Origin of the sequence: Streptomyces sp. NPDC058664, assembly GCF_042716635.1 — a bacterium.
Taxonomy (GTDB): Bacteria; Actinomycetota; Actinomycetes; order Streptomycetales; family Streptomycetaceae; genus Streptomyces.
Map to the genome: position 1 here is coordinate 1 of NZ_JBHXRW010000012.1, position 20,893 is coordinate 20,893.

Consider the following 20,893-nt stretch of genomic DNA (forward strand, 5'->3'; position numbering starts at 1 on the left):
AGGTCATCACCCGCCAGGACCGCCGCGACTTCAGCGCCGACGAGGTCATGCGGGCCATGGCCAAGCTCGGATTCACCTGCCGCGACCTGCCCCGGGCCACCACGCCCGTCCGGGGGCTCGACCCGATCCGGCACGCCTCCGCGCTGCTCGGTGCCCCGGCGGCGGCCTGACCGTCACCCACGGGCGGACGTGAACTGACACCCGAACAGCCAAGAGGGCCCGACCGGCACACGCCGGTCGGGCCCTCTCGCATATCGGTGGGCGGGCTTCCCCAAGGGCGCGAGGTCCGTGATCGAAGCAGCTGAAGTCGCCCATGGTCCAGGTCCTGACTTCCGCGATCGAGACGCGGTCCATCCCACCTGTCTCCGGGATCCCACCGTGCTCCGAAGGATCCGCGCCGTGGGGAAGTGCACGGTGGGATCCCGGAAGGCGGGCGGCCCGTCCCCCGCGTCGTAGCGGTGAAGACGGCGGAGAACTCTCCCGGACGGGCCGAGTCCGCCAGGACCTCCGACACCCGCTGCCTCCGTACCGCTTCGGGTGCCGGCCGACCGGTGATGACAGCGCCACCGGCGACCGCGGTCGATGTGGCGAGACGGTTGACCAGGGGCCGGCCGAAGCCTCCGGCGCCGACGTCGAGGTCGGGGATGCGCATGCGCGGTGCACGGGGACTGTGGTCGTGCACGGCCACCTCGATGCCGCCCGGGCGCGCGGTCAGGTCCGTCGCGACGTCGACGCCCATCGTCCCCATCAGGCCCCTTGGTCCCTGGATCGTCCTGCCCGTTCCTTTCCGCCTGCCGCATCCGCTCCGGTATGTGGCGGTTCATTCGGCTCGCACGCGCCACGCCCCGCCCGCATCACTGTTCGAGGTCGATTACCTCACGGCCGAGCATCCAAAAATCTATGTCGGCTGGAGTAGACATTGAGGGATGGCGTAGCTAGGGTTTCTCTCGTAGCCAGAGAGACAGAAGGGCCCGGCAGAGACGAACTGCCGGGCAGTAGTACCTGTAGTCGCAGTACGCAGGACGGTACGGCGGTGGAGTTCCGAAGCCAGGGTGGTTGCAGGACGGCGACGGGGCTGGCGGCCGGACCGGGTGGCCCGCAGTGATCAGGGGCCGCCGAACGGGACCGCCGTGATGGCAGTGGCGGTACCCGTGAGCGCAGTTCGCAGTACCCCGCAGTGAAGTCAGTGAGCAGCACCTCGGTGAAGGCGTCGGCTGCGGACGCGCGCACCGGGAAGTTCGGCAGTGGGGTTCCAAGCCAGAGCAGACGCAGGACGGGCAACGGGGCTGGCTGCCGAAGAGTGACGCTGTCACAGGTCGCTCAGCAGTTCGCATCACCCGCAGTACGCAGTACCAGCAGTGCGCAGTACCCCGATGGTAGGAAGTTGATCACCGAGGGAAGAACGGAGGAACGAAGCACCATCAGGATCGCCCGGACGGAAGTCCTGAGTCCGGGTACCGCAGGACATCGATAGTGAGGTGGTCTCCGGTCAAGCAACCGCGATCCCCGCGCCCCCGACAGCAGTCAGGTCAGGTCCGCGGACACAGAAGGCCGGCGCAGTATCAGGGTCGGCACGTGGTGTAGAAGTTCCTTCGGGGCCCTGGTGCCGTACGGCACCAGGGCCCCTCCACGCGTTTCACAGAGAGGTGCAAATGACAGCAGACGACTCGTACGGCCGTCTCGACGACGACGACTACCCCGCCTACACGATGGGCCGGGCCGCCGAGATGATCGGCACCACCCAGGGCTTCCTCCGCGCCATCGGCGAAGCCCGTCTGATCACCCCGCTCCGCTCCGAGGGCGGCCACCGCCGCTACTCCCGCTACCAGCTGCGCATCGCCGCCCGCGCCCGGGAACTCGTCGACCAGGGAACGCCCATCGAGGCGGCCTGCCGCATCATCGTCCTGGAAGACCAGCTCGAGGAAGCCCAGCGCATCAACGCCGAATACCGCCGCGCCGCCGGGGCGGCCGACCCGCCGACCGCGGCCTGAGACGGTGCGCGCCCCGCCATACCTCCGCGGCCCGCTCCCACTTGGAGGAGCCCTTCCGGTGACGGGGTGCACGGATGCGTACCGTCCCCGTTAGCTGTCGTGGTTCGGAAGTTCCCTTGCCCACGCCTTCGGCGTGGGCGTCCTGCTGTGCTGTGCCGCAGGAACCAGAGCGATCGCCTCCGTCTTCCGCACGGTCCGTGCCCGTGTGGCGGACAACCAGGGCCATGCGGGGCTGGACTTACGAAGCCCCAGGTCAGCGACCTGGGGCTTGTTCGTTGGCGGTACAGGACCGGAGCCGGTCAGGACACCTCGTCGCGCAGGTCGGGGCGTCCACCGCGAGCCCATGTGGCAGCCCGAGCGCGCCGCCCAGTGGATGGACGAGGCCCTCGACGCCCTCGGCCTCGACCGGGTCCACCTCGTCGGCTCCTCCTACGGCGGCTGGCTGGTGCTCAACCAGGCCCACCGGCGGCCCGGACGGCTCGCCTCGGTCACCGCCCTCGACCCCGGCGGCCTGGAGAGGGTCGGTCTGCGCTTCTTCGCCTGGGTCTTCGTGAGCCTGTTCGCCACCTTCGCCCCGAAGGCGCTGCGTCCCCGGCTCGCCAAGTGGCTGGACCAGCCGGTCATCGCCGTCCCCGAGATGCGCGAGTGGATCCAGCTCGGCGCCCGCGCGTACCGGATCCGCCGCCCCGCGCCGCTGCCGCTGGCCGAGGACGCGCTGCGATCCATCCGGACCCCGCTCTACGTCATCATGGGCAGGCACAGTCTGCTCGTTCACCCCAAGCGGCAGCTGGAACGCGTACCGCGCCTCGTCCCCGGAGCCCGCGCCGAGATCATCACCCCGACGTGGTCAACGCCCGGATGCTGTCCTTCATGGAGGACGCCGACTCCCCCGACCCCGCCGCGGTCGACGCACAGGGCTACGACGCACAGGGCTACGACAGGGAGAAACGGTGGCGGCGGCGACGAGGGCACGGTCGCTTCGTAGCGGACGGCACGGCCGTCGGGCCGGGTCGCCTCACCGAGGGACACCTGCCGGATCAGCCACTTCTCCCTCCGCCCGGGTCGCGGCGCCCGGGCCGGGCCCGAACCCCCTGACGATCAGCCACCCGGCCAGTCCCAGCTCCCAGGCGAACACCGGGAGCGCGGCGGCCGCCCCCGCCACGGAGAGCTGCGTGTAGGCCCCGAACATCACGGCGACGGCCGAGGCGCAGATCAGCGGTCCGCCGACCAGCCCGAGCACGGCGATGAAGCGCGGTACGAGCCGTGCGCGGTACGCCAGGTACGCGAGCAGGACGGTGTTCAGGCCGAGGGCGATGTTGGGCCCGAGCAGGAACGTCCAGTCGTGCACGGCCACCAGCGCGGCATCGGCGCCGTCCGCCGTCCCCGCGTCCCGCCGCAGGGTGACGAGCGCCAGGACGGCGACGATCCCGAGGGCGATGACGGCCGCCTCGAGGAGTCGCCCGAAGGCGTACCCGAGCGCGAGTCCCTCACCGTGGCGCCGCAGGACGGGGAACAGCGCCGCCCCGGTGCCGGCCACCGCCACCACCAGCACCACCTCGCAGAGCACCCCGAGCAGGGCCCGCGTGTCGACGCCCTGCGCGAGCCGGCCGTCCGCCGCGCCCAGCAGGGGGCGGTACAGAACCGCCCCGGCTATCGCGGCGGCCTCGGTCAGCAGGAACAGCGACCCGGCGGCCACCGCGGTTCTCCGGTCCGGATTCATCTTCTCTGTACCCCTCGCTCGATGGAGGTGTACGCCGTACACCTGACAGCGATCGTAGGTGTACGTCGTACACTCGTCAAGGAGAGGGCTGTCGAGGAGGGAAGGGGCCGAACCGGAATGACCCGGCAGGAAGCCACGCGCACGCAACGGATCCCCCTGAACAGGGACCGCGTCCTGCGCGCCGCCGTCGCGCTCGCCGACGCCACCGGCATCGACGCGCTCAGCATGCGCAGGCTCGCGCAGGAGCTGGACGTCGTACCGATGGCCCTCTACAAGCACGTGGCCAACAAGGAGGAGCTGCTCGACGGCATGGCCGACGCCGTCGTCGGCGAGATCGACCCGCCGGCCGCGGGCCCCGACTGGCAGCGCGTGGTCCGCGGGCGGATCCTCTCGGCCCGGCGGGTCCTGCTGCGCCACCCCTGGGCGGTCCGGGTCATCGAGTCGCGGACCGGCCCCACCCCGGCCGTGCTCGCGTACCTGGACTCGATGGCCGGGATCTTCCGGGACGGCGGCCTCTCCGCCGACCTCACGCACCACGTCATGCACGCGATGGGCAGCCGCCTCCTCGGCTTCAGCCAGGAACTGTTCGACACCTCGGGCCCCTCCGGCCCGCCGGACCCCGGCCTTGCGACGCGCTACCCGAACATCGCGGAACTGGCCGCGACGGCCGCACACGACGGGGGCTCCACGGTCGGTGGCGGCTGCGACGACCAGTTCGAGTTCGAATTCGCCCTGGACCTCCTCCTGGACGGCTTCGAGAACCTCCGCCGCCAGGGCTGGACGTCCGCGCGGAAGGCGTAGCGCCCGTACCGACCGGCCCTGCCGCCGAACTCGCCGGCCCATTCGCCCAACCGCCGACGTGGGTCTCTCGGTGAATGTTCCGGCAGGTCAGAGCCTTGCAGACGCCCAAGTACCGGGTGATTCCCAAGCTTGTGGCGCGGGTTCGATTCCCGTCGTCCGCTCTTCCGCGAAGCCCCGGGCCGGAGACCCGGGGCTTCGTCGTCGTCCAGGGTGTCAGCCGGACGGCGCAGTGGGTCGCTCCTTCGGACGTGACCGGAAGGCTGCCGGCGACAGAAGGTGGTCGGCTGACTCCGGCGCCTCGCACCGGCGCCCCGCACCAGGTGGGACCACCCCCGGCGCCAGGCAGCACTCCTGTGAGGAAAGAGGGCCTCTGATGTTCCGTCATCGTTTCCCGCCTCGTTCCGGGCATCGTCTCAGGCCCCCGGCCCGTGCCGCTCTGCGGACCGTGTTCCCGGCCGTCCTCGGGCTGGCCCTCCTGGCACCCGCCGCCGAGGCGCTACCGCGCCCGCCGGAGGCCGCCGCGGCCGGCGTCGTAGCGGTCGGCGGGGACGACCGCCTCGTCCCCGGCGCCGTCACACCGATCGGAACGTTCGGGGGCATCCGTTACGTACGGCACGCCGGCGTGTTCGAAGGGGAGACGTCGACGGGGCGGTTCCGGGTCCCGTACCAGATCAGCGCACCGGAGAACCCACGCCGCACCAACGGCACCGTGCTCGTGGAGCCGTCCCACTTCGCCGTCGGCCTCGGCACGCGCGACGGCTACCTCGGTCCGGAGCTGCTCTTCTCCCGTGGCTTCGTCCACGCCGGAATCGGCTGGAGCACCCTGCGCAACCGCGTCCTCGACCCGTCCGTGCCGGGGACCTTCGTCGAAGGCGGCTTCGAGGAGGAGGGGGAGCGGGTCGACGACGAGATCGTCACCGAGTTCGGCAAGGCCCTGTCCCGCGTCCAGGAGACGGTGGGCACGGTGTCCCGGAGGTACGTCACGGGCTTCTCCGACAGCTCGTACCCCGTTCTCCGGCTGATCGCGTCGGGCGACGCCTCGGGCGTCTTCGACCTCGCGATGCCGTTCACCACGGACACCTTCGACCCGCAGGCGGACATCACCGCCGGCCGGTACGGGGGGAAGGTCGTCGTCCTGAACTCGGAGGCCGACGACTCCTCCACCCTGACCGACCGGGGCGTCGCCCCGCAGAAGTACCGCTTCCACGTCGTCGCCGGCACCCCTCACGTACCGGATCTGCTCGCCGACAACCCGGCCGGCCTGTCCACCGCGCGCTCCACGCCGGCCACCTTCGTGCCCGCACTGCGCGCGCACTTCCTCCAGGGGCACGACTGGGTGCGCAAGGGGTCGGCGCCCCCCACCAGCACCCGGCTGAAGACCGTGGACGGCGCCGTCGTCCGCGACACGCGCGGCAACGCGATCACCGAGGACCGCACCGGACGGATCGTGCCGCGCCTGCCGTTCGTCGAACTCGGCGAAGCCCGGTTCATCGCCGGCTTCATCGGCCGCTACGAGGACGTACGCACCGTGCGGCGGCTCGGCTTCCCCGACCACGGGGCGTACCGCAGGGCGTTCGACACCAAGGTCCGTGCCTACCTGAGGGCCGGTTACGTCCTGCAGGAGGACGCCCGCGACATGCGGCGGCGTGCGGCGCTGTGCCCGCCGAAGACGTACACGGAGACGTATCGCGACCACTATGCGCAGTTCGTCGCGATCACGCCCTGCCCCGCACCGTGACCTCACTCCTGCGACTCCGACCGGACCGGACCGGGCCGCGGCCCGGGTCGTCGCGGCTGTCGGGCGGCCGTGCCGCGACCTGGCCACCGTCCTCGACATGCCAGGGCCTACCGGCGCGGCGGTGTCACGGGGAGGCCCACCAGGTCGAGGGCGCCGCGACGGTGTACCCCAGAGACTCGTACAGCGGCCTGCCCAGCTTCGAAGCGGTGAGGGTGACCGGCAGGTCCGCCAGGTGGGCGAGGGCGCCGAGCATGACGGCCCGCCCCACACCACGCGACCGGAAGGCCGGCGAAGTACCGACCCAGTAGTGGCTGCCGATGCCGTCGTCCACGACGCTGACGCAGGCTCCCGCGGCCACGCCGTCGTGCAGGGCGACGAACACGTCCACGCCCGGCTGCCCGATCAGCGCCATCGGGAACAGCTCGCCGGGGCGGTAGGGCTCGAATCCGGCCAGCTCGAAGCCCTCGATCACGATCCGCTCGGCCGCCTGGAGGTCCTCGGGCCGTCGTACCCGGATCACGTCCAGCACCGGTTCACCGACGGGCCCCGGCGGGCGCAGCATGACCGGCATCTGCCAGCTGCGCATGCCCAGGTGGCTCAGGTCGGTCGAGCTGAACGGATCCTCGGCGTTCACCGGACCCGCGGCCCGGCGGACCAGCTCGCTCAACTCGGCCAGTTCGCCCGGGTCCAGGTCGGGCTCCTGGATCAGGACCCGCAGGCCGGCACGCCCGTCGCCGTCGACCGCGACGAATCCGCGGCGTCGGACGACCTCATGCCCCCGGCATCGGCCGGTCGCGATCCACAGGGCGGCGGAGTTACGGGCCTGACGCATCGGCGCCTCGGCCAAGGCCACGGACGTGGGCGTGGGCGTGGACCGGTCGGCCGAAGCAGATCTTGTTGTCATTACGCCCACGGTAGTGCGCAATCGGCCCATCGCACGGGCCAATTCGATGCGGGCCGACTGGGGCACCTCCGGGCCGGGACGCCTCCGGACCGGGACACCTGGCGAGCTTCGAGCGGCTCCGTGTTCCGTACCGGCGGGCGGACGGGCTCAGGACGCGATCGGCATCGTTTCGCAGGGGTGCGGGCGGGCGCGGAAGTCAGCCCAGGGCGAGCCGGTGGATGCCGAGCTGTTCGATCTGCGCTGCCTCCGCCTCGTCCAGCGGCTCGCGGCCGGTGGCCTTGCGCCGGGCCGTTCCGCTCGAAGCGACCTGGAGGAGATCGCCAGGCAGGAGCCGGGCTTCTCCGCCGTTCGTCCTCGCGGGGCGTGGGATAGGTTCCCCGCCATGATCGAAGCCGGAACCTTCGCCTGGCCGCCCGTCCCGATACCGACCGAACGGCTCGTGCTCCGCGCGTCCGAGGCCCGGGACCGCGCGGCGTTCGTCGAGCTGTTCGCCTCGCCCGAGGTGGGCACCTACATCGGTGGCGCCCGGCCTCGCGACGAACTCGAACGCACGGTGCCCGAAGTGCCGGGCCGACGCCCCGGCTGTTTCGTGGTCGCACGCGACGGAACGATGATCGGCATGATCACGCTCGACCCCCGCGGTGCCGAGCGCCGGGGGCACGTCCGCCCCGCGGCCGGGGAGGCCGAACTCGGCTACCTGTTCCTGCCGGAGACATGGGGCCGCGGGTACGCCTTCGAGGCGTGCGCGGCGGCACTCGACTGGTTCACCGGCGCGCGCCCCGGCGAACCGGTGGTGCTCTCCACCCGGAGCGCCAACGACCGCGCGATGCGCCTCGCGGCGAAGCTGGGCTTCACCGAGGTCGAGCGGTTCGAGGAGTACGGCGCCGAGCAGTGGTTCGGCGTGCGCCACCCGGCCACGCCGGCCGGATGAGGGGCGGCACCATGAGCGAGATCGTGCTGATGTCGGACCCGAAGGTCACCGCCGTGCCCGTGGCCGAGTCCGGCGAACGCCTCGTGGACGTCCGCCTCGGCGGCCGGCTGCTCGTCGACACCCGCAAACAGGACCCGGCGGACGCCTTCGCCCACCTGCGGGAAGGCGTGCTGGAGCGGCTGCTCGCCGCACAGACGATGCTGCCGGTGGGCATCCGGCTGCTGTTCGTCGAGGGATACCGACCGCCTTCCCTCCAGCGGGAGTACTTCGAGGAGTACGCCGGACAGCTGCGAGCCGCCCATCCCGAATGGTCCGCCGATCGGATCCACTCGGCGGCGAGCAGGTACGTGTCGCCCCCCGACATCGCTCCGCACAGCGCCGGCGCGGCCGTCGACCTCACCCTCGCCGATGCCGACGGGCACGAGCTGGACCTGGGAACGCGTATGAACGCGAACCCGGAGGAGAGCGCGGGCGCCTGCTACACCCACGCCGCGAACATCGGCGAGGAGGCCCGCGCCAACCGGAAGCTGCTGGGCACCGTCCTCACGGCCGCGGGGCTGGTGAACTACCCCACCGAGTGGTGGCACTGGTCCTTCGGGGACCGCTACTGGGCCCTGCTCACGGGAAAGGCCGCGGCCCTCTACGGACCCAAGGAGCTCGACCCGCGCAGCTGACCGACCAGCTCTTCCGTCCTGCCCCGAGCAGTGGGACGAGCACGCGGTCACAGCACTGGCCGGTGGGGTGGCCACACCGCTTTCGTCGACGATGAAGCGGCCGGTTCCGGCGCCGTTGAAGGTGCCGCTCCTGATCCACTCGGTCAGGGCGGCCTTGACCGTGGCGTGCGGGCCGGACCAGGGCTCTCCGGGGCGACCGCCGTAGACGGCGCCGTTCTCCGGCATGCACCGCTCACCGGTGCAGCCCTCCATCATCAAGTCGTGGCTCGCGCACGCCACATGGACCAGCGCCTTGTTCGTCATCGTCGCGGGCAGCGGGTCGTAGACGGCGGTCGCGTTGGCGGGCGCGGACGGGGCGGAGCCGTCCGGACCGTGGATGACCAGGGTGGGCGGCGTCAGCCGACCCGCGACGTCGGCGTTCCAGCCGTACGTGGAGAAGGTGGGGCGCGGCCGAGGCCCGTCGGGTTGCCGGGCTCGGTCCCTCCCCAGCCGCGTCCGATCGGGTCCTCGGCGAGGGGGAAGGTGGTGAAACCACCCGGCGGGATCACCTCTTCGGTCGGGAAGCCGAAGAGCGAGGACAGGAAGACCACGCGGTTCACCTTGCGGAGCATGGCGGCGGCTCCGGGCACCACGGTGTTGCCCGCGTACAGGGCGCGGCCGACGTGCACCCCGCCGAGCGAGCAGCCGACCAGGGTCACCTTGCCGCCCGTGGGCCTGGCCCTGGCGACGGCGTCGTCGACGACCTGGCGGATGTCGCGTCCCCAGACGTCGGTACGGGCGAACCGGGTGCTGCTGGAGTGCGGACCGCGCCCGCCGTCGAGCGGATTGGCCAGGAGGAGGGATCCCTGCTGGTCGAGTGGGAAGGCCGGTGGGTTGTGGGTGCGGTCGCAGCCCTCGGGGTGGGCGCAGCTGCCGTCCGCCCCGCACCGCCGCAGGCCGGCGTTGCCGGGGTCGTCGAGTCCGTCCTCGAAGCGCGTCGAGAGCCCGTATCCGAGCAGGTTCGGCGCGAAGGTGTCGATCCCCGACCGGGCCAGGGGCCTCTGCGCGCTCAGCTCGCCGCCGGAGGCCGGGTGCCGGGTACTGGAGGGCGAGCCCGCCAGCCAAACGATCATGACGGACGAACTCGACGCCCTGCGCTCACGTCTGCTCGGTGTGCTCCCGCTCGCCGACGAACGTACGCCGCCGTCTCCGCGGCGCCGAAGGCCTGGCTCGTGTTCGTCCAGGTGCTGTGCGTGGACTGGCTCACGCGCGAGAACCGCACCCGCGCCGAGCTGCGGGACACCTGCATCGGCGCGGCGGTCGGCACCCTGCGCCCCCTGTTCTCCGAGGACCCCGCCCCGGAGTGGCCGCCGGCCCCGCCCGCCTGATCCGACCCGGCCGGCGAGACCCGGCGGCCCTGGGCGCGTCGTCCCGTCCTCCCGGCGGTCGCGCGCCCGGCCCGGCTCTACGCACGGCCGGCGCCGCCCCGCGGCGGCGGTGCGTCAGCTCTGTGCGGTGTCGTCGTCCGTCTGCCCGGCGCCCTCGGCCGCGCCGGTCTTCTCGCGCATCTTGCGCACCAGCTCCGCCTTCCGGTCCGCGGCACCCTGACGGTCGAGGTTGCGGTGCGGACCGTTGTTCTGGCGTTCGGCGCGGGACAGCTTCTTGCGCTGGCCGCCGCCCTGGCCCACGGGGTTGTTGATGTTCTTGCTGTCGGTCACGGGTTCTCCCGGTCATGAGGTGAAGTGATCTACGGATTCATCGGTGGGGTACGGGCGGCGACGTCGAAGGACGTCAGCGGGGGCCCGTCACGCGCTCACTCGTAAATCGGCGTCTGGAAGAACATGGCGAAGACGTTACCCGGTTCCGTCGGCCCCGCACGCCAGCGCTTTCGACGATGCGAAGGGAGCTCTCCCGTGACGTCCGATCGGCCCGACGCCGCCGGGACGGCCGGTGACGACGGCTGTCTGCGGTGGGTCATGACGGTCCCGCTCGTACTCCTCCACGAGATCGCCGCATGGTTCGTGTACACGGCCCTCACCGTCCGGCCCGCGGGCATCGCTCCTGCCTCTGCCCTTGATCCATGACCTGGGCATATCGTTGCGGCAGCCGCCCCGGCGCCCTCCCTGTGCGCCGGGGCGGCTGTCGGGCACGGGATCGGGGGAGTACGGCACGGTGGACACGGGAGCAGGTGCGACAACGCAGGAACTGGAGGCGTACCGGGGGGAGTTGACCCGTTACTGCTACCGGATGCCGGGGTCGTAAGCGGAGGCCGAGGACGCCGTGCAGCAGGCCCTCGTCCGGGCCTGGCAGAACGCCGAGCGGTTCGAGGGCAGGTCGTCCTTGCGGTCGTGGGTGTACCGCATCGCCACCAACGTGTGCCTGGACGCCCTCGCCGCCGGCAAGCGGCGGGCGTTGCCGATGGACCTGTCTGCCCCGGCCGCCCCGACGACCGGGGCCGGCCATGCGGCCCTCCGGCCAGGGCGCCGCCCGTTGCCCCTGGCCGGAGAGCCGCTACAGTCGCGCGCATGGGGGATCAGACGCGTGTGAAGCGGTGCCTGGAGTGCCACCGGCCTCTCGACGAGCGCGGGCGGTGGCGGCGCCCGAAGCGGTTCTGCAGCCGCCGGCACCGGCTGAAGTACTGGCTGAAGGAGATCCCGGACCTCCTCCTGTCCTGAGTGGGCCGGCCCGTCGCGACAGGCGTCGCCCCGCCCCCCTCGTCTCCCGATCGGAAGGCCTGCGGCATGCTCCCGCGCAAGAGTCGTCCGGCCGTCTTGTTCCTGGCGGCCGTGCTGGTGGGCGGAGGGCTGACCGGCTGCTCCTCGGGTTCGCTCCTCCAGTCGTGCGAGGGGAGCGAGGCACGGGTCGAGGAGTTGGGGTCACTCGGGATACTCGACTCCCGGCCCGCCGGAGCGGCCGTTCCCCGGGACTACCCGGAAGTGAATTCCGGCTGCACCGAGGACAGCGGTGACGTCTGGCTGCACGCCGACCGGATCTACGCCTTTCCCGGCACCCGTGCCCAGGTGCTCCAGCACTACCGGACGGCGGCGGAGCGCGACGGCTGGAAGCTGGTCACCGAGGACCCCGCCGTGCCTGCTGCGCCCGGGGTGCCCGCCGGCCTGTGCTTCACCAGAGGCACGGCCGAGGACGGGGACATGAAGGCACTGAACGTGTTCTTCCTGACCCCCGAGTACGTCGAGTTCGAGGACCAGCCCCCCGGCCCCGAGTTCGACTCCGGATCCGGCTACGGGCTGTCCGCCACCGCGGCGGTCGACGGCACCGGGTGGGACAGCTGTTGAGGGAGGGCGGCCGAGCCGGATGACCGCCGACGGCATCCGACAACCGGCGATCGGCGACCGGTGGCCGCCGTCCGGGTCAGAGGTCGTCCGTCTCCAGGAGGGTCATCAGGGCGCGGGCGGCGGGGCTCGTGATGTCCGGGGGCGGGAGCAGGGCCACCGTCTCGTAGACCGCGTCGCCCGTGCCCTTCACGGGAGTGGCGGTCAGGGACCCGCGCTTGTGGCGGAAGTGCTGCGGTACGGCGGCGACGCCGAGGTTCTCGTCCACCAGGTCGAGCAGGCTGTGGACGTCGTTCACCTCCAGGGCCACCGTCCGGCGTACCCCCGCGGCGGCGAACGCGGCGTCCGTCGCCCGTCGCGGCCCCCAGTCCGGGTGGAAGTCGACGAAGACCTCTCCGGCGACGTCCTGGGGCGAGAGCGCCGGCCCCGCCGTGGCGAGCGGGTGCTCCGGGTGGCACAGCAGGGTCATCGGCTCGGCCGCCAGCGACACCGAGCGCAGCTGGTCGGAGTCGGCCCTCGTGCGGTACGCGAAGGCCAGGTCGAGCCGTCCGGCCATGACCTCCTCGGCCAGGTCGGGCGAGCCCGACTGCCGCAGCCGGATCTCCACGTCCGGGTGCCGCCGCCGGAACGCGGCGAGGAGGCCCGGCGTCCGCACCCCCGCGATGCACTGTTCCGTGCCGAGGGCGAGCGTCCCGCGCAGCACCCCCTGCACGGCGGCCACGGCCTCGTGCGCGGACCGCACCTGGGCCAGGATCCGCCGCGCCTCGCCGAGGAGTGCCCGTCCCGCCTCCGTCAGCGTCACCCGCCGGGTGGTCCGTACGAACAGCGGCGCCCGCAGCTCACGCTCCAGGGCCCGGATCGACGCCGACAGGCCCGACTGGGACACCAGCAGCCGTTCGGCGGCCCGGGTGAAGTGCCGGTCCTCGGCGACGGCGACGAAGTGCTGGAGGTGGCGCAGTTCCATGAGGGAGGAGCCTAACCGCCGATTGAGAAGTCCGATCGCTGAATTCCATCGGATTCTCCTGTTGGACGCATGGCCGGAGGCCGGAGGAGATTGGACGCCTCTCCCCTCATCCCCGGAGCCCCTGGAGTCGCGTTGTACACCGCACACCCCGGCCGTTACGCCGACATGCCCTACCGGCGCACCGGACGCAGCGGCCTGAAGCTGCCCGCGCTGTCGCTCGGCCTGTGGCACAACTTCGGGCCCGACCGTCCCGCCGAGACCCAGCGCGCCATCCTGCTCCGCGCCTTCGACCTCGGGATCACCCACTTCGACCTGGCGAACAACTACGGCCCGCCGCCCGGCGCCGCCGAGTCCGCCCTCGGCGAGGTCCTGCGGACGGACCTCGCGCCCCACCGCGACGAGCTGATCGTCTCCACCAAGGCCGGTTACCTGATGTGGCCGGGGCCGTACGGCGAATGGGGCTCGCGCAAGTACCTCCTCGCGTCGCTCGACCAGAGCCTGACGCGGCTGGGACTCGACCACGTCGACGTCTTCTACTCGCACCGCTTCGACCCTGAGACTCCGCTGGAGGAGACGATGGGCGCCCTGCACTCCGCCGTCCAGCAGGGCAAGGCCCTCTACGTCGGCGTCTCCAACTACTCGGCCGAACAGACCCGCGAGGCCGCCCGCATCCTCGGCGAGCTCGGCACCCCGCTGCTGATCCACCAGCCGCGCTACTCGATGCTCGACCGGCGACCGGAGGACGAGGGCCTCCTCGACGCGCTCGACGAGCTCCGGGTCGGCTCCATCGCCTACTCCCCGCTGGAGCAGGGCCTGCTCACCGGGCGCTACCTGGACGGCATCCCCGAGGACTCGCGGGCCGCGAGCGACAGCCCCTTCCTGAACCGGGACGCCGTCACCGAGGACCTGGTGGCCCGGCTGCGGGCCCTGGACGACATCGCGAAGACCCGAGGCCAGAACCTGGCCCAGCTCGCCCTCGCCTGGGTGCTGCGCGGCGGCCGGGTGACCTCCGCCCTGATCGGCGCGAGCAGCGTGCGCCAGCTGGAGGACAGCGTGGCCGCCGTCGGCAACCTCGACTTCGACGCCGAGGAACTGGCCCGCATCGACGCGGCCGTCCGCCTCTGAGCGGTACGGGGCGGGACGGTCGGGACCGTACGGGGCGGGGCGGACGGAGCTGTGCGAATCGGGGCGGCGGAGGCCGTGCGGGTCGGGGCGGTCGGGGCCGTACGAGTCGGGGCGGCGGCGCTCCGCCCCTTTCGCGCGCATGGCCCGAGGGAGAACAGGGAAGCCGCCCCAAGCACCTCGTACACGGCGGCGGCAGCGGCGGCAGCGGCGGCGCCGGGGAGGCCACCGGCCCCCGGGACCACCGGTGTCGTCCCGGAACCACCGGTGTCGTCCCGGAACCCCGGCGGTGGCCCGTCCACGGTCGGCCGGTCACCCGTCGGGGGCTGCCCGCCCGACACCAGGAGGCGACCGTGCCAGCACCTCGGACGCAGACTCCCCCGCTGACGCCGACGCCGATGCCGTCCCCTCTCCCGACCACGTCGGCCCCTCGCGTCTCGCCGGTCGGCTCGCACAACGAGTGGGACCCGCTGGAGGAGGTCGTCGTCGGGCGTCTCGAAGGCGCGACGATCCCCTCCAGCCATCCGGTCGTGACCTGCAACGTCCCGCCGTGGGCGGCGCGGTGGCAGGGCCTCTCCGCCGGTTTCCGGTATCCGCGCATGCTGGTCGAGCGGGCCCAGGAGGAACTCGACGGGTTCATCGCCCTCCTGCGGTCACTCGGCGTCACCGTCAGGCGGCCGGACGTGGCCGACCACAAGCACCGCTTCAGCACCCCCCACTGGTCCGCCCGGGGCTTCTGCAACGCCTGCCCGCGTGACGTCCTCCTCGTCATCGGCGACGAGATCATCGAGACGCCGACGGCCTGGCCGTGCCGGTACTTCGAGGCCGACTCGTACCGCGCGCTCGTCAAGGACTACTTCCGGCGCGGCGCCCGCTGGACGGCGGCGCCGAAGCCGCAGCTCACCGAGGAACTGTTCGACGCGGACTTCCGTACCCCCGGGGACGGCGAGCCCATGCGCTACATCCTCACCGAGTTCGAGCCGGTCTTCGACGCGGCGGACTTCGTCCGCGCGGGACGCGACCTCTTCGTCACGCGGAGCAACGTCACCAACCGCATGGGCATCGCCTGGCTGCGCCGGCACCTCGGCCCCGGCTACCGCGTCCACGAGATCGAGAGCCGCTGCCGCACGCCGATGCACATCGACACGACGTTCCTCCCGCTGGCGCCCGGCAGGGTGCTGGTCAATCCCGAGTACGTCGACGTCGACCGCCTGCCCGACGTCCTCGACTCCTGGGACGTCCTGGTCGCCCCCGAACCCGATCCGATCGACGAGCGGCTGCTGAGGCTCACCTCGATGTGCGGGAAGTGGCTCAGCATGAACGTCCTCATGATCGACGAGAAGCGGGTGATCGCGGAGCGGAACCACGTCAACACGCTGCGCGCCCTCGAGCGTTGGGGGTTCGAGCCGATCCCGTGCGACCTCCAGCACTACGCGCCGTTCGGCGGCTCGTTCCACTGCGCGACGCTCGACATACGGCGCCGGGGCACCCTGGAGTCCTACGTCGACCGGCCGGCCGCCCGGCACACGGGCCCGTGGGAGAACGGCCCGTGGGAAAATGGCTCGTGATCTACCACGTCGTGACCTCCGCCGAGTGGGCCGGGTGGAGCGCCCGCCCCGACGTCCCGTACGCGCCCGCCTCCCTCGCGGAGGACGGGTTCGTGCACTGCTCCCCCGACGCGGGGACGACCCTGGCGGTCGTCAACGCCTTCTACCGGGACGCGGCCAGGCCGCTCCTGGCGCTGCTCCTCGACGAGGACCGGCTCACGTCCGGGCTCGAGTTCGAGGCGGCGGCTCCGACCCCGCCGCCCGGGGTCGACGCGGACGTCCTCTTCCCCCATCTCTTCGGTCCGGTCGACCGGGGCGCCGTCGCGCGGGTCCTGGAGGTCGAGTGGGACGAGAGCGGCCGGGCCACGGGCCTCCGTGACCTGGAGGAACCGGCCGAGCCGAACTGAAGGACCGGTCGACCGGTCGGACCTCAGTGGTTCCGGGGGCCGCCGCCCGGGGGCGGGGGCTCGCTCGCCGGGCGTCTGACCGCGATGCACTCGACGTCGATCTGATCGGCCAGTTCGCTCAACTGCCGGACCAGGGCGACGACGGTCTCGGGATCGAGGTCCGTCTCGCCCGTCTCCGTCGACCGCAGCCATCCGGCGGCGATCCGCCGGAGCAGACCGGTCACCTTCGTGGCGGGGATCAGCAGCTCCCCGCGCGAGGCGTAGACCAGGGGTATCGACGCGTTCATGGTGTACCGACCTCCGCCGCGGAGTGGAAGTGCCGAAAGGGACGTCCTCGGGGTGCGGCTGCCCGGGGCCGCCGGCGCTACACGTCACCGCCCGGCCCGGCGTCCCTCCGGCCCGACGTCCCTCCGACCGGCCGTTTCGTCCGGTGTCCCGTCAGGAATCGAGAAGCACGGCCGGCCCCGCGCCACTAGCTTGGCGGCATGGACCTCACCATTCACACCACCGTTCTCCCGCACGACGACCCGGACGCCTCCCTCGCCTTCTACCGCGACGCCCTCGGCTTCGAGGTGCGCACCGACGTCGGACAGGGCAGGACCCGCTGGATCACCGTCGGACCCGCCGGGCCGCCCGGTACGTCGATCCTGCTCGCGCCGCCCGGGGCCGACCCGGGGATCACCGAAGCCGAGCGCCGCACCATCGCCGAGATGATGGCCAAGGGCACGTACGGCTGGATCCTGCTCGCCACCCACGACCTCGACGGCACCTTCGAGAAGGTGCAGGCGGCGGACGTCGAGGTCGTCCAGGAGCCGACCGAGCAGCCGTACGGCATCCGCGACTGCGCCTTCCGCGATCCCGCGGGCAACCTCGTCCGCATCCAGGAACTCCGCTGAGTCCAGGGGGCGATCCACTGGGCCCGGCAGCTCCACTGATCTGCTGAAAGGATTCTTCTGATGTGTCATCCTGCCTGGATGAGCGCACTGAACGAGGCTCAGCGCCTGAGTGACCTGGCGCGGTTACGCCGTGTCCGCGACCGCATGGACCGGGAGTACGCGCAGCCGCTGGACGTCGAGGCGCTCGCCCGCGGCGTGAACATGTCGGCGGGGCACCTCAGCCGGCAGTTCCGGCAGGCCTACGGCGAATCGCCGTACTCCTACCTCATGACGCGGCGCATCGAGCGCGCGATGGCCCTGCTGCACCGTGACGACCTCAGCGTCACCGACGTCTGCTTCACGGTCGGCTGCTCCTCTCTCGGCACCTTCAGCACCCGGTTCACCGAGCTCGTCGGCGTGCCGCCCAGCGTCTACCGGCGCCAGGTCGCGGACGGCGATGCCGGGCTGCCGTCCTGCGTGGCGAAGCAGGTCACGCGACCCGTCAGGAATCGAGAAGCACCGGCGGGCACCGCCCGCCTAGCGTGAATCCCATGAACGCGAACCGCATGAACGCCATCGCATCCGTCACCCTCGAGGTCGCCGACCTTCCGGCCGCCGACCGCTTCTACACCGACTCCGGCCTTGGCGCCCATGTGCGACTGCGGGCCTCGGACGCGCCGACCACCGGCTTCCGCGGGTTCACGCTGTCGCTCACGGTCTCCCAGCCGGCCGACGTGCGGCTCCTCGTCGACGCGGCCCTGACCGCCGGCGCCACCGAGCTCAAGCCCGTGGCGAAGTCGTTCTGGGGCGTCGGCGGCGTCTTCCGGGCCCCCGACGGGACCATCTGGAAGGTCGCGACCTCGGCGAAGAAGGACACCGGCCCGGCCACCGGCCGGATCGACCAGTTCGTCCTCCTGCTCGGGGCCGCCGACGTGGCCGAGAGCAGGAAGTTCTACGTCGAGCACGGCCTCGCCGTCGCGAAGAGCTTCGGCCGCAAGTACGTCGAGTTCGCCGCCGGGGACAGCCCCGTCAAGCTCGCCCTGTACGGGCGCCGCGCCCTCGCCAAGGACGCCGGTGTCCCGGTCGACGGCGAGGGATCGCACCGGATCGTGCTCGGTGGCGACGGCACCGGCGCCTTCACGGACCCGGACGGGTTCGCGTGGGAGCCCGCCGCCGTGGCTTCCACCTCCTGAGACACGTCCGAGCCACGGCCGAGGTGCGTCCGAGCCGCGTCGTCAGCCCCACCGGTCTCGTCAGCCCCACCCGTCTCGTCAGCCCCACCCATCCACCTTCACCCGCCTCGCCAAGTTGTCCGATCGTCTGATCGTCAGAGAGGAACCGCGCCATGAGCACCCGGACGTCCACCGAGAACAGCGGCACCAGCACGAGCGGCGAGAAGTACGACGGCTTCACCGAGGAGGAGCGCGACGCGATGAAGGAGCGCGCCAAGGAGCTGAAGGCGGCCGCGCGACGCGATGCGCGGACGGCCAAGGCCAGGGCCGACGGGGAGACCGAGGTGCGCGCGAAGATCGCCGAGATGCCGGACGCCGACCGGGTCCTCGCCGAGCGGCTCCACGAGATCGTCGCGGCGAGCGCGCCGGGCCTGGTACCGAAGCTCTGGTACGGGATGCCCTCGTACGCCGACGCGGACGGCAAGGTCGTCTGCTTCTTCCAGAGCGCGCAGAAGTTCAAGACGCGGTACGCCACGCTGGGCTTCAGCGACCTGGCGCGGCTCGACGACGGCGCCATGTGGGCGACCAGCTACGCCCTGACGGAGCTCGGCGCCGCCGACGAGGCCCGGATCGCCGCGCTCATCGAGAAGGCCGCCGGCTGAGACCCGCGGCGGGGAGCCACGCGGCGGTACCGGGCCCGGTGACCCGGTGCCGCCGCGGAAATGCCGGAGCGGGCGGCGCGTGAATTCGAAGCGACGCGGGGCGAAAATTTGTCATGTAAACACACGGGATGGCTGGGATCGAAATTCTTCACCCGGCACGCTCCGCGCCACCGTGCTACTGTCGATATCAGTTGCAGTTGTGGGTCCCGAACGACGAGTGCCCCTTCCGGTTCATCCGGCGCTGGGCACCCTTTTTCATTTCCGGGCTTTTTCCGGGCGGGGCGATCATCGCAGCGACACGGAGCGCACAGGGTGTGAGCTCCGAGCACTGCCCCGAAGGAGAAATGACATGGCTACTGGCACCGTGAAGTGGTTCAACTCGGAAAAGGGCTTCGGCTTCATCGAGCAGGACGGTGGCGGCCCCGACGTCTTCGCCCACTACTCGAACATCGCCGCCCAGGGCTTCCGTGAGCTGCAGGAAGGCCAGAAGGTGAGCTTCGACATCGCGCAGGGCCAGAAGGGCCCGACCGCCGAGAACATCGTCCCCGCCTGACCCCAGGCGCTGACGCGTAGCACGAGCTGACGAGCTGAGGCCCGCACCTTTGGGGTGCGGGCCTCAGCTCTTTGCACCTCTTCGCCGGCTGCGGGAATTTCCCGCCCGGTCCCTCATCTGGACCACTTCTGGACCGCTTCTCCGCAGGAGTCACCATGCGCTGTGTCATCGCCCGCTTCCCCTTCGAGCTGACCAAAGCCGGAGTCATCGAATCGATGAAGGGCGTGAAGCCCGAGCCCGCCGTCGGTGACGTCGTCGTCATCGGGCGCCGCCAGTTCCCCGTGAAGCAGGTGGGCGAGGTCGTGACCCGCCAGGACCGCCGTGATTTCAGTGCCGGCGAGGTCGTGCGGGCGATGACCAAGCTCGGCTTCACCTGTCTCACCGTCTCCGCCGAGCAGCCCGCCGCGCAGCCCTCCCCCGCCGCGCAGCCCTCCCCCTCCGAGCAGAGCTCCGACACCTTCTGAGGCGTTCGGGCTCTTCCGAGGCGTTCCGGCTGCGGGGTCCCACCGCCGCCGGATGCCGGGTGCCGGGTGCCGGGGTGAGCCTCAGGTGGCGGTGCGCGGGTTCCAGGACTCCGACGACGGCGTGTCCGCCGTGCCGGACGGAACCTTCCTGCACGGGGTGTACCCCGTGAGGAAGAGAGACGTGGTCGAGTCGTTCCACGCCAGGTCGAACTGGTCCCCGGTCGCCGGGTCCTCGACCCGGAAGCCGAGCTCGACGAAATCTTCGCTCCGGCGGTTGCCGTCGTGGGTCACCGTCCAGCCCGCCTCCGTGAACCGCTGCCGCAGGCGCCGTTCCGTCGCACGGGCGACGTCGGCCGGGACGTCCCCGACCGTCCAGCGGAGTTCATAGGTGACGACGTCCCGCGCGGGCTTCTCGATGCTGAACCCGCCCGCGTAACAGCTGTGGCCGGGAATCACCCGTGCCGGTTCCACCGGCGTGTGGGGCGGCAGCGCCATGCCGTCGTACGCCCACTGGGCACGGTCCTTGAGGCGGGTGGACAGCGCCGCCGGGTCACCGGAGGGATAGTCCCGTTCCAGTACGGAGCAGCCCGTGACCGTGGCGACGGCGAGCAGCAGCAGGGCCGGGAGCAGGGTGGACTTCCTCATGGCCGCCACGGTACGGAGCGGGCGGCGGCAGCCGCGTGAGTACGGCTACTCAGCCGCCGCCCGTCCTCGTACGCGGCCCGCTCAGTGGTCGGAGTAGCGGAAGTCGCCCACCGTCCAGGCGCTGACGTCCGAGAGGGCGACCCGGTACATCCCGCCGGTCTCCGGGATGCCGACGGTGCCCTGGAGGATCCGGGCGAGGTGGAAGTGGAGGTGGGTGGGTGGCCCTTCCTTCCGTTCGGAGGGGCTGAAGACCCCGGAGAACTCACCGAGGCGGGCCGAGTCCGTCAGGACCTCGGACACCCGCTGTCTCCACAGGGCCTCCGGGGCCAGCCGACCGGTGAGGACCGCACCTCCCACGACCACCGTCATGGACATCTGATTGCTCTGCCCGGACTCCACCGTGGCGGCAATGTCAACGAGCAGCTCGTCAGGCTTCGACATGAAAGCCGAT

At 71.7% G+C, this 20,893-nt stretch carries 27 protein-coding genes and 3 pseudogenes; 21 read left to right on the forward strand and 9 right to left on the reverse strand.

The annotated features are described in order from the left end of the window. Positions 1 to 170: SCO5918 family protein (locus tag ACFWUY_RS12280; RefSeq protein ID WP_384106517.1), on the forward strand; the 170-nt coding region annotated here is incomplete at its 5' end. 118 nt (positions 171 to 288) lie between these two features. Here ACFWUY_RS12280 and ACFWUY_RS12285 read toward each other — a convergent pair. Continuing rightward, a pseudogene (locus tag ACFWUY_RS12285) lies at positions 289 to 604 on the reverse strand (hypothetical protein); the annotation flags it as partial. A gap of 1,048 nt (positions 605 to 1,652) precedes the next feature. Here ACFWUY_RS12285 and ACFWUY_RS12290 point away from each other — a divergent pair. Together ACFWUY_RS12290 and ACFWUY_RS12295 are read left to right on the forward strand one after the other, a co-directional pair. Continuing rightward, positions 1,653 to 1,991 carry a MerR family transcriptional regulator gene (locus ACFWUY_RS12290; RefSeq protein ID WP_384106104.1) on the forward strand — a complete coding sequence of 113 codons (339 nt, stop codon included), beginning with the start codon at positions 1,653 to 1,655 and terminating at the stop codon, positions 1,989 to 1,991. Between the two features lie 343 nt (positions 1,992 to 2,334). Further along, positions 2,335 to 2,976 (forward strand): alpha/beta fold hydrolase, encoded by a 642-nt coding sequence (locus tag ACFWUY_RS12295; RefSeq protein WP_384106107.1) that lies wholly within the window; start codon positions 2,335 to 2,337, stop codon positions 2,974 to 2,976. 30 nt (positions 2,977 to 3,006) lie between these two features. Here ACFWUY_RS12295 and ACFWUY_RS12300 read toward each other — a convergent pair whose 3' ends face one another. After that, on the reverse strand, positions 3,007 to 3,711 hold the full coding sequence (locus ACFWUY_RS12300; protein ID WP_384106110.1) for a DUF4386 domain-containing protein: 705 nt from the start codon (positions 3,709 to 3,711) through the stop codon (positions 3,007 to 3,009). 117 nt (positions 3,712 to 3,828) lie between these two features. Between ACFWUY_RS12300 and ACFWUY_RS12305 the strand changes: the two genes are divergently transcribed. Both ACFWUY_RS12305 and ACFWUY_RS12310 read left to right on the forward strand, forming a co-directional pair. Next, positions 3,829 to 4,512 carry a TetR/AcrR family transcriptional regulator C-terminal domain-containing protein gene (locus tag ACFWUY_RS12305; RefSeq protein WP_384106113.1) on the forward strand — a complete coding sequence of 228 codons (684 nt, stop codon included), beginning with the start codon at positions 3,829 to 3,831 and terminating at the stop codon, positions 4,510 to 4,512. A gap of 445 nt (positions 4,513 to 4,957) precedes the next feature. Beyond that, positions 4,958 to 6,250, forward strand: coding sequence for an alpha/beta hydrolase domain-containing protein (locus ACFWUY_RS12310; protein ID WP_384106116.1), 1,293 nt, complete (start codon positions 4,958 to 4,960; stop codon positions 6,248 to 6,250). 124 nt (positions 6,251 to 6,374) lie between these two features. On the opposite strand, the gene ACFWUY_RS12315 is transcribed toward ACFWUY_RS12310, so the two are convergent. Next, the gene (locus ACFWUY_RS12315; protein WP_384106119.1) at positions 6,375 to 7,103 is read right to left on the reverse strand and encodes a GNAT family N-acetyltransferase; all 729 of its coding nucleotides are present in this window, start codon (positions 7,101 to 7,103) and stop codon (positions 6,375 to 6,377) included. 433 nt (positions 7,104 to 7,536) lie between these two features. Here ACFWUY_RS12315 and ACFWUY_RS12320 point away from each other — a divergent pair, with 433 nt between their 5' ends. After that, a complete protein-coding gene (locus tag ACFWUY_RS12320; protein WP_384106122.1) occupies positions 7,537 to 8,085 on the forward strand; it encodes a GNAT family N-acetyltransferase in 549 nt (182 codons plus the stop codon). A gap of 11 nt (positions 8,086 to 8,096) precedes the next feature. Then, positions 8,097 to 8,759, forward strand: a complete 663-nt coding sequence (locus ACFWUY_RS12325) for a M15 family metallopeptidase (RefSeq protein WP_384106125.1) — start codon at positions 8,097 to 8,099, stop codon at positions 8,757 to 8,759. 395 nt (positions 8,760 to 9,154) lie between these two features. Here the strand turns inward: ACFWUY_RS12325 and ACFWUY_RS12330 are convergent, their stop codons facing one another. After that, on the reverse strand, positions 9,155 to 9,871 hold the full coding sequence (locus ACFWUY_RS12330; protein WP_384106128.1) for a hypothetical protein: 717 nt from the start codon (positions 9,869 to 9,871) through the stop codon (positions 9,155 to 9,157). Between ACFWUY_RS12330 and ACFWUY_RS12335 the strand changes: the two are divergent. Continuing rightward, positions 9,825 to 10,126 (forward strand): annotated as a pseudogene (locus ACFWUY_RS12335) (TetR/AcrR family transcriptional regulator); the annotation flags it as partial. The gene ACFWUY_RS12330 and the pseudogene ACFWUY_RS12335 sit on opposite strands and share 47 nt — an antisense overlap. A 114-nt stretch (positions 10,127 to 10,240) precedes the next feature. Here ACFWUY_RS12335 and ACFWUY_RS12340 read toward each other — a convergent pair. Next, positions 10,241 to 10,456, reverse strand: a complete 216-nt coding sequence (locus ACFWUY_RS12340) for a DUF6243 family protein (RefSeq protein WP_384106131.1) — start codon at positions 10,454 to 10,456, stop codon at positions 10,241 to 10,243. Between the two features lie 195 nt (positions 10,457 to 10,651). On the opposite strand from ACFWUY_RS12340, the gene ACFWUY_RS12345 reads away from it, so the two are divergent. From ACFWUY_RS12345 to ACFWUY_RS12360, 4 genes and pseudogenes are all read left to right on the forward strand, one after another. Then, complete coding sequence (locus tag ACFWUY_RS12345; protein WP_384106137.1) at positions 10,652 to 10,822, forward strand: hypothetical protein; 171 nt, start codon at positions 10,652 to 10,654, stop codon at positions 10,820 to 10,822. A 163-nt stretch (positions 10,823 to 10,985) separates the two neighbouring features. Next, positions 10,986 to 11,216 (forward strand): annotated as a pseudogene (locus ACFWUY_RS12350) (sigma factor); the annotation flags it as partial. 47 nt (positions 11,217 to 11,263) lie between these two features. Further along, entirely contained in the window at positions 11,264 to 11,413 is a 150-nt protein-coding gene (locus tag ACFWUY_RS12355) for a hypothetical protein (RefSeq protein WP_384106141.1), read from the forward strand. Between the two features lie 66 nt (positions 11,414 to 11,479). After that, positions 11,480 to 12,034, forward strand: coding sequence for a hypothetical protein (locus ACFWUY_RS12360; protein ID WP_384106143.1), 555 nt, complete (start codon positions 11,480 to 11,482; stop codon positions 12,032 to 12,034). A 76-nt stretch (positions 12,035 to 12,110) separates the two neighbouring features. On the opposite strand, the gene ACFWUY_RS12365 is transcribed toward ACFWUY_RS12360, so the two are convergent. After that, positions 12,111 to 12,995: a LysR family transcriptional regulator gene (locus tag ACFWUY_RS12365; protein ID WP_384106148.1), complete on the reverse strand. Its 885-nt coding sequence runs from the start codon at positions 12,993 to 12,995 to the stop codon at positions 12,111 to 12,113. 132 nt (positions 12,996 to 13,127) lie between these two features. On the opposite strand from ACFWUY_RS12365, the gene mgrA reads away from it, so the two are divergent. The 3 genes from mgrA (at position 13,128) to ACFWUY_RS12380 (ending at position 16,071) form a co-directional block, all read left to right on the forward strand. Then, positions 13,128 to 14,120, forward strand: coding sequence for an L-glyceraldehyde 3-phosphate reductase (mgrA, locus tag ACFWUY_RS12370; protein ID WP_384106151.1), 993 nt, complete (start codon positions 13,128 to 13,130; stop codon positions 14,118 to 14,120). 395 nt (positions 14,121 to 14,515) lie between these two features. Next, complete coding sequence (locus ACFWUY_RS12375; protein ID WP_384106154.1) at positions 14,516 to 15,685, forward strand: amidinotransferase; 1,170 nt, start codon at positions 14,516 to 14,518, stop codon at positions 15,683 to 15,685. Continuing rightward, on the forward strand, positions 15,682 to 16,071 hold the full coding sequence (locus ACFWUY_RS12380; protein ID WP_384106519.1) for a DUF952 domain-containing protein: 390 nt from the start codon (positions 15,682 to 15,684) through the stop codon (positions 16,069 to 16,071). Before ACFWUY_RS12375 ends, ACFWUY_RS12380 begins: the two co-directional genes overlap by 4 nt. Positions 16,072 to 16,094: 23 nt before the next feature. Here the strand turns inward: ACFWUY_RS12380 and ACFWUY_RS12385 are convergent, their stop codons facing one another. Next, complete coding sequence (locus tag ACFWUY_RS12385; protein WP_384106157.1) at positions 16,095 to 16,358, reverse strand: DUF6213 family protein; 264 nt, start codon at positions 16,356 to 16,358, stop codon at positions 16,095 to 16,097. Positions 16,359 to 16,556: 198 nt separating this feature from the next. Here ACFWUY_RS12385 and ACFWUY_RS12390 point away from each other — a divergent pair, with 198 nt between their 5' ends. The 6 genes from ACFWUY_RS12390 to ACFWUY_RS12415 all read left to right on the forward strand — a co-directional run bounded on the left by ACFWUY_RS12390 (position 16,557) and on the right by ACFWUY_RS12415 (position 19,797). Then, positions 16,557 to 16,967 carry a VOC family protein gene (locus tag ACFWUY_RS12390; protein ID WP_384106160.1) on the forward strand — a complete coding sequence of 137 codons (411 nt, stop codon included), beginning with the start codon at positions 16,557 to 16,559 and terminating at the stop codon, positions 16,965 to 16,967. Between the two features lie 78 nt (positions 16,968 to 17,045). Next, a complete protein-coding gene (locus ACFWUY_RS12395; RefSeq protein ID WP_384106164.1) occupies positions 17,046 to 17,492 on the forward strand; it encodes a helix-turn-helix transcriptional regulator in 447 nt (148 codons plus the stop codon). A gap of 20 nt (positions 17,493 to 17,512) precedes the next feature. After that, a complete protein-coding gene (locus tag ACFWUY_RS12400) occupies positions 17,513 to 18,139 on the forward strand; it encodes a glyoxalase (protein ID WP_384106522.1) in 627 nt (208 codons plus the stop codon). Between the two features lie 152 nt (positions 18,140 to 18,291). Then, a complete protein-coding gene (locus ACFWUY_RS12405) occupies positions 18,292 to 18,780 on the forward strand; it encodes an iron chaperone (RefSeq protein ID WP_384106167.1) in 489 nt (162 codons plus the stop codon). Positions 18,781 to 19,129: 349 nt separating this feature from the next. Beyond that, positions 19,130 to 19,333, forward strand: a complete 204-nt coding sequence (locus ACFWUY_RS12410) for a cold-shock protein (protein ID WP_030210008.1) — start codon at positions 19,130 to 19,132, stop codon at positions 19,331 to 19,333. 155 nt (positions 19,334 to 19,488) lie between these two features. After that, positions 19,489 to 19,797, forward strand: coding sequence for an SCO5918 family protein (locus ACFWUY_RS12415; protein WP_384106170.1), 309 nt, complete (start codon positions 19,489 to 19,491; stop codon positions 19,795 to 19,797). An 81-nt stretch (positions 19,798 to 19,878) separates the two neighbouring features. Here the strand turns inward: ACFWUY_RS12415 and ACFWUY_RS12420 are convergent, their stop codons facing one another. Then, a complete protein-coding gene (locus ACFWUY_RS12420; protein WP_384106173.1) occupies positions 19,879 to 20,442 on the reverse strand; it encodes a hypothetical protein in 564 nt (187 codons plus the stop codon). Positions 20,443 to 20,523: 81 nt separating this feature from the next. After that, positions 20,524 to 20,883 carry a hypothetical protein gene (locus ACFWUY_RS12425; protein WP_384106176.1) on the reverse strand — a complete coding sequence of 120 codons (360 nt, stop codon included), beginning with the start codon at positions 20,881 to 20,883 and terminating at the stop codon, positions 20,524 to 20,526. Positions 20,884 to 20,893: the final 10 nt, after the last annotated feature.

Excerpts from the sequence above, each read along its gene's own strand:
- ACFWUY_RS12390 (WP_384106160.1), top strand. The coding sequence starts at position 16,557 with ATGGACCTCACCATTCACACCACCGTTCTCCCGCACGACGACCCGGAC.
- ACFWUY_RS12385 (WP_384106157.1), bottom strand. The coding sequence starts at position 16,358 with ATGAACGCGTCGATACCCCTGGTCTACGCCTCGCGCGGGGAGCTGCTG.
- ACFWUY_RS12400 (WP_384106522.1), top strand. The coding sequence starts at position 17,513 with ATGAACGCCATCGCATCCGTCACCCTCGAGGTCGCCGACCTTCCGGCC.
- ACFWUY_RS12325 (WP_384106125.1), top strand. The coding sequence starts at position 8,097 with ATGAGCGAGATCGTGCTGATGTCGGACCCGAAGGTCACCGCCGTGCCC.
- ACFWUY_RS12305 (WP_384106113.1), top strand. The coding sequence starts at position 3,829 with ATGACCCGGCAGGAAGCCACGCGCACGCAACGGATCCCCCTGAACAGG.
- ACFWUY_RS12365 (WP_384106148.1), bottom strand. The coding sequence starts at position 12,995 with ATGGAACTGCGCCACCTCCAGCACTTCGTCGCCGTCGCCGAGGACCGG.
- ACFWUY_RS12320 (WP_384106122.1), top strand. The coding sequence starts at position 7,537 with ATGATCGAAGCCGGAACCTTCGCCTGGCCGCCCGTCCCGATACCGACC.
- ACFWUY_RS12410 (WP_030210008.1), top strand. The coding sequence starts at position 19,130 with ATGGCTACTGGCACCGTGAAGTGGTTCAACTCGGAAAAGGGCTTCGGC.
- ACFWUY_RS12360 (WP_384106143.1), top strand. The coding sequence starts at position 11,480 with ATGCTCCCGCGCAAGAGTCGTCCGGCCGTCTTGTTCCTGGCGGCCGTG.
- ACFWUY_RS12375 (WP_384106154.1), top strand. The coding sequence starts at position 14,516 with ATGCCGTCCCCTCTCCCGACCACGTCGGCCCCTCGCGTCTCGCCGGTC.
- ACFWUY_RS12420 (WP_384106173.1), bottom strand. The coding sequence starts at position 20,442 with ATGAGGAAGTCCACCCTGCTCCCGGCCCTGCTGCTGCTCGCCGTCGCC.
- ACFWUY_RS12330 (WP_384106128.1), bottom strand. The coding sequence starts at position 9,871 with ATGATCGTTTGGCTGGCGGGCTCGCCCTCCAGTACCCGGCACCCGGCC.
- ACFWUY_RS12300 (WP_384106110.1), bottom strand. The coding sequence starts at position 3,711 with ATGAATCCGGACCGGAGAACCGCGGTGGCCGCCGGGTCGCTGTTCCTG.
- ACFWUY_RS12415 (WP_384106170.1), top strand. The coding sequence starts at position 19,489 with ATGCGCTGTGTCATCGCCCGCTTCCCCTTCGAGCTGACCAAAGCCGGA.
- ACFWUY_RS12425 (WP_384106176.1), bottom strand. The coding sequence starts at position 20,883 with ATGTCGAAGCCTGACGAGCTGCTCGTTGACATTGCCGCCACGGTGGAG.
- ACFWUY_RS12405 (WP_384106167.1), top strand. The coding sequence starts at position 18,292 with ATGAGCACCCGGACGTCCACCGAGAACAGCGGCACCAGCACGAGCGGC.
- ACFWUY_RS12395 (WP_384106164.1), top strand. The coding sequence starts at position 17,046 with ATGAGCGCACTGAACGAGGCTCAGCGCCTGAGTGACCTGGCGCGGTTA.
- ACFWUY_RS12295 (WP_384106107.1), top strand. The coding sequence starts at position 2,335 with ATGTGGCAGCCCGAGCGCGCCGCCCAGTGGATGGACGAGGCCCTCGAC.
- ACFWUY_RS12355 (WP_384106141.1), top strand. The coding sequence starts at position 11,264 with ATGGGGGATCAGACGCGTGTGAAGCGGTGCCTGGAGTGCCACCGGCCT.
- ACFWUY_RS12290 (WP_384106104.1), top strand. The coding sequence starts at position 1,653 with ATGACAGCAGACGACTCGTACGGCCGTCTCGACGACGACGACTACCCC.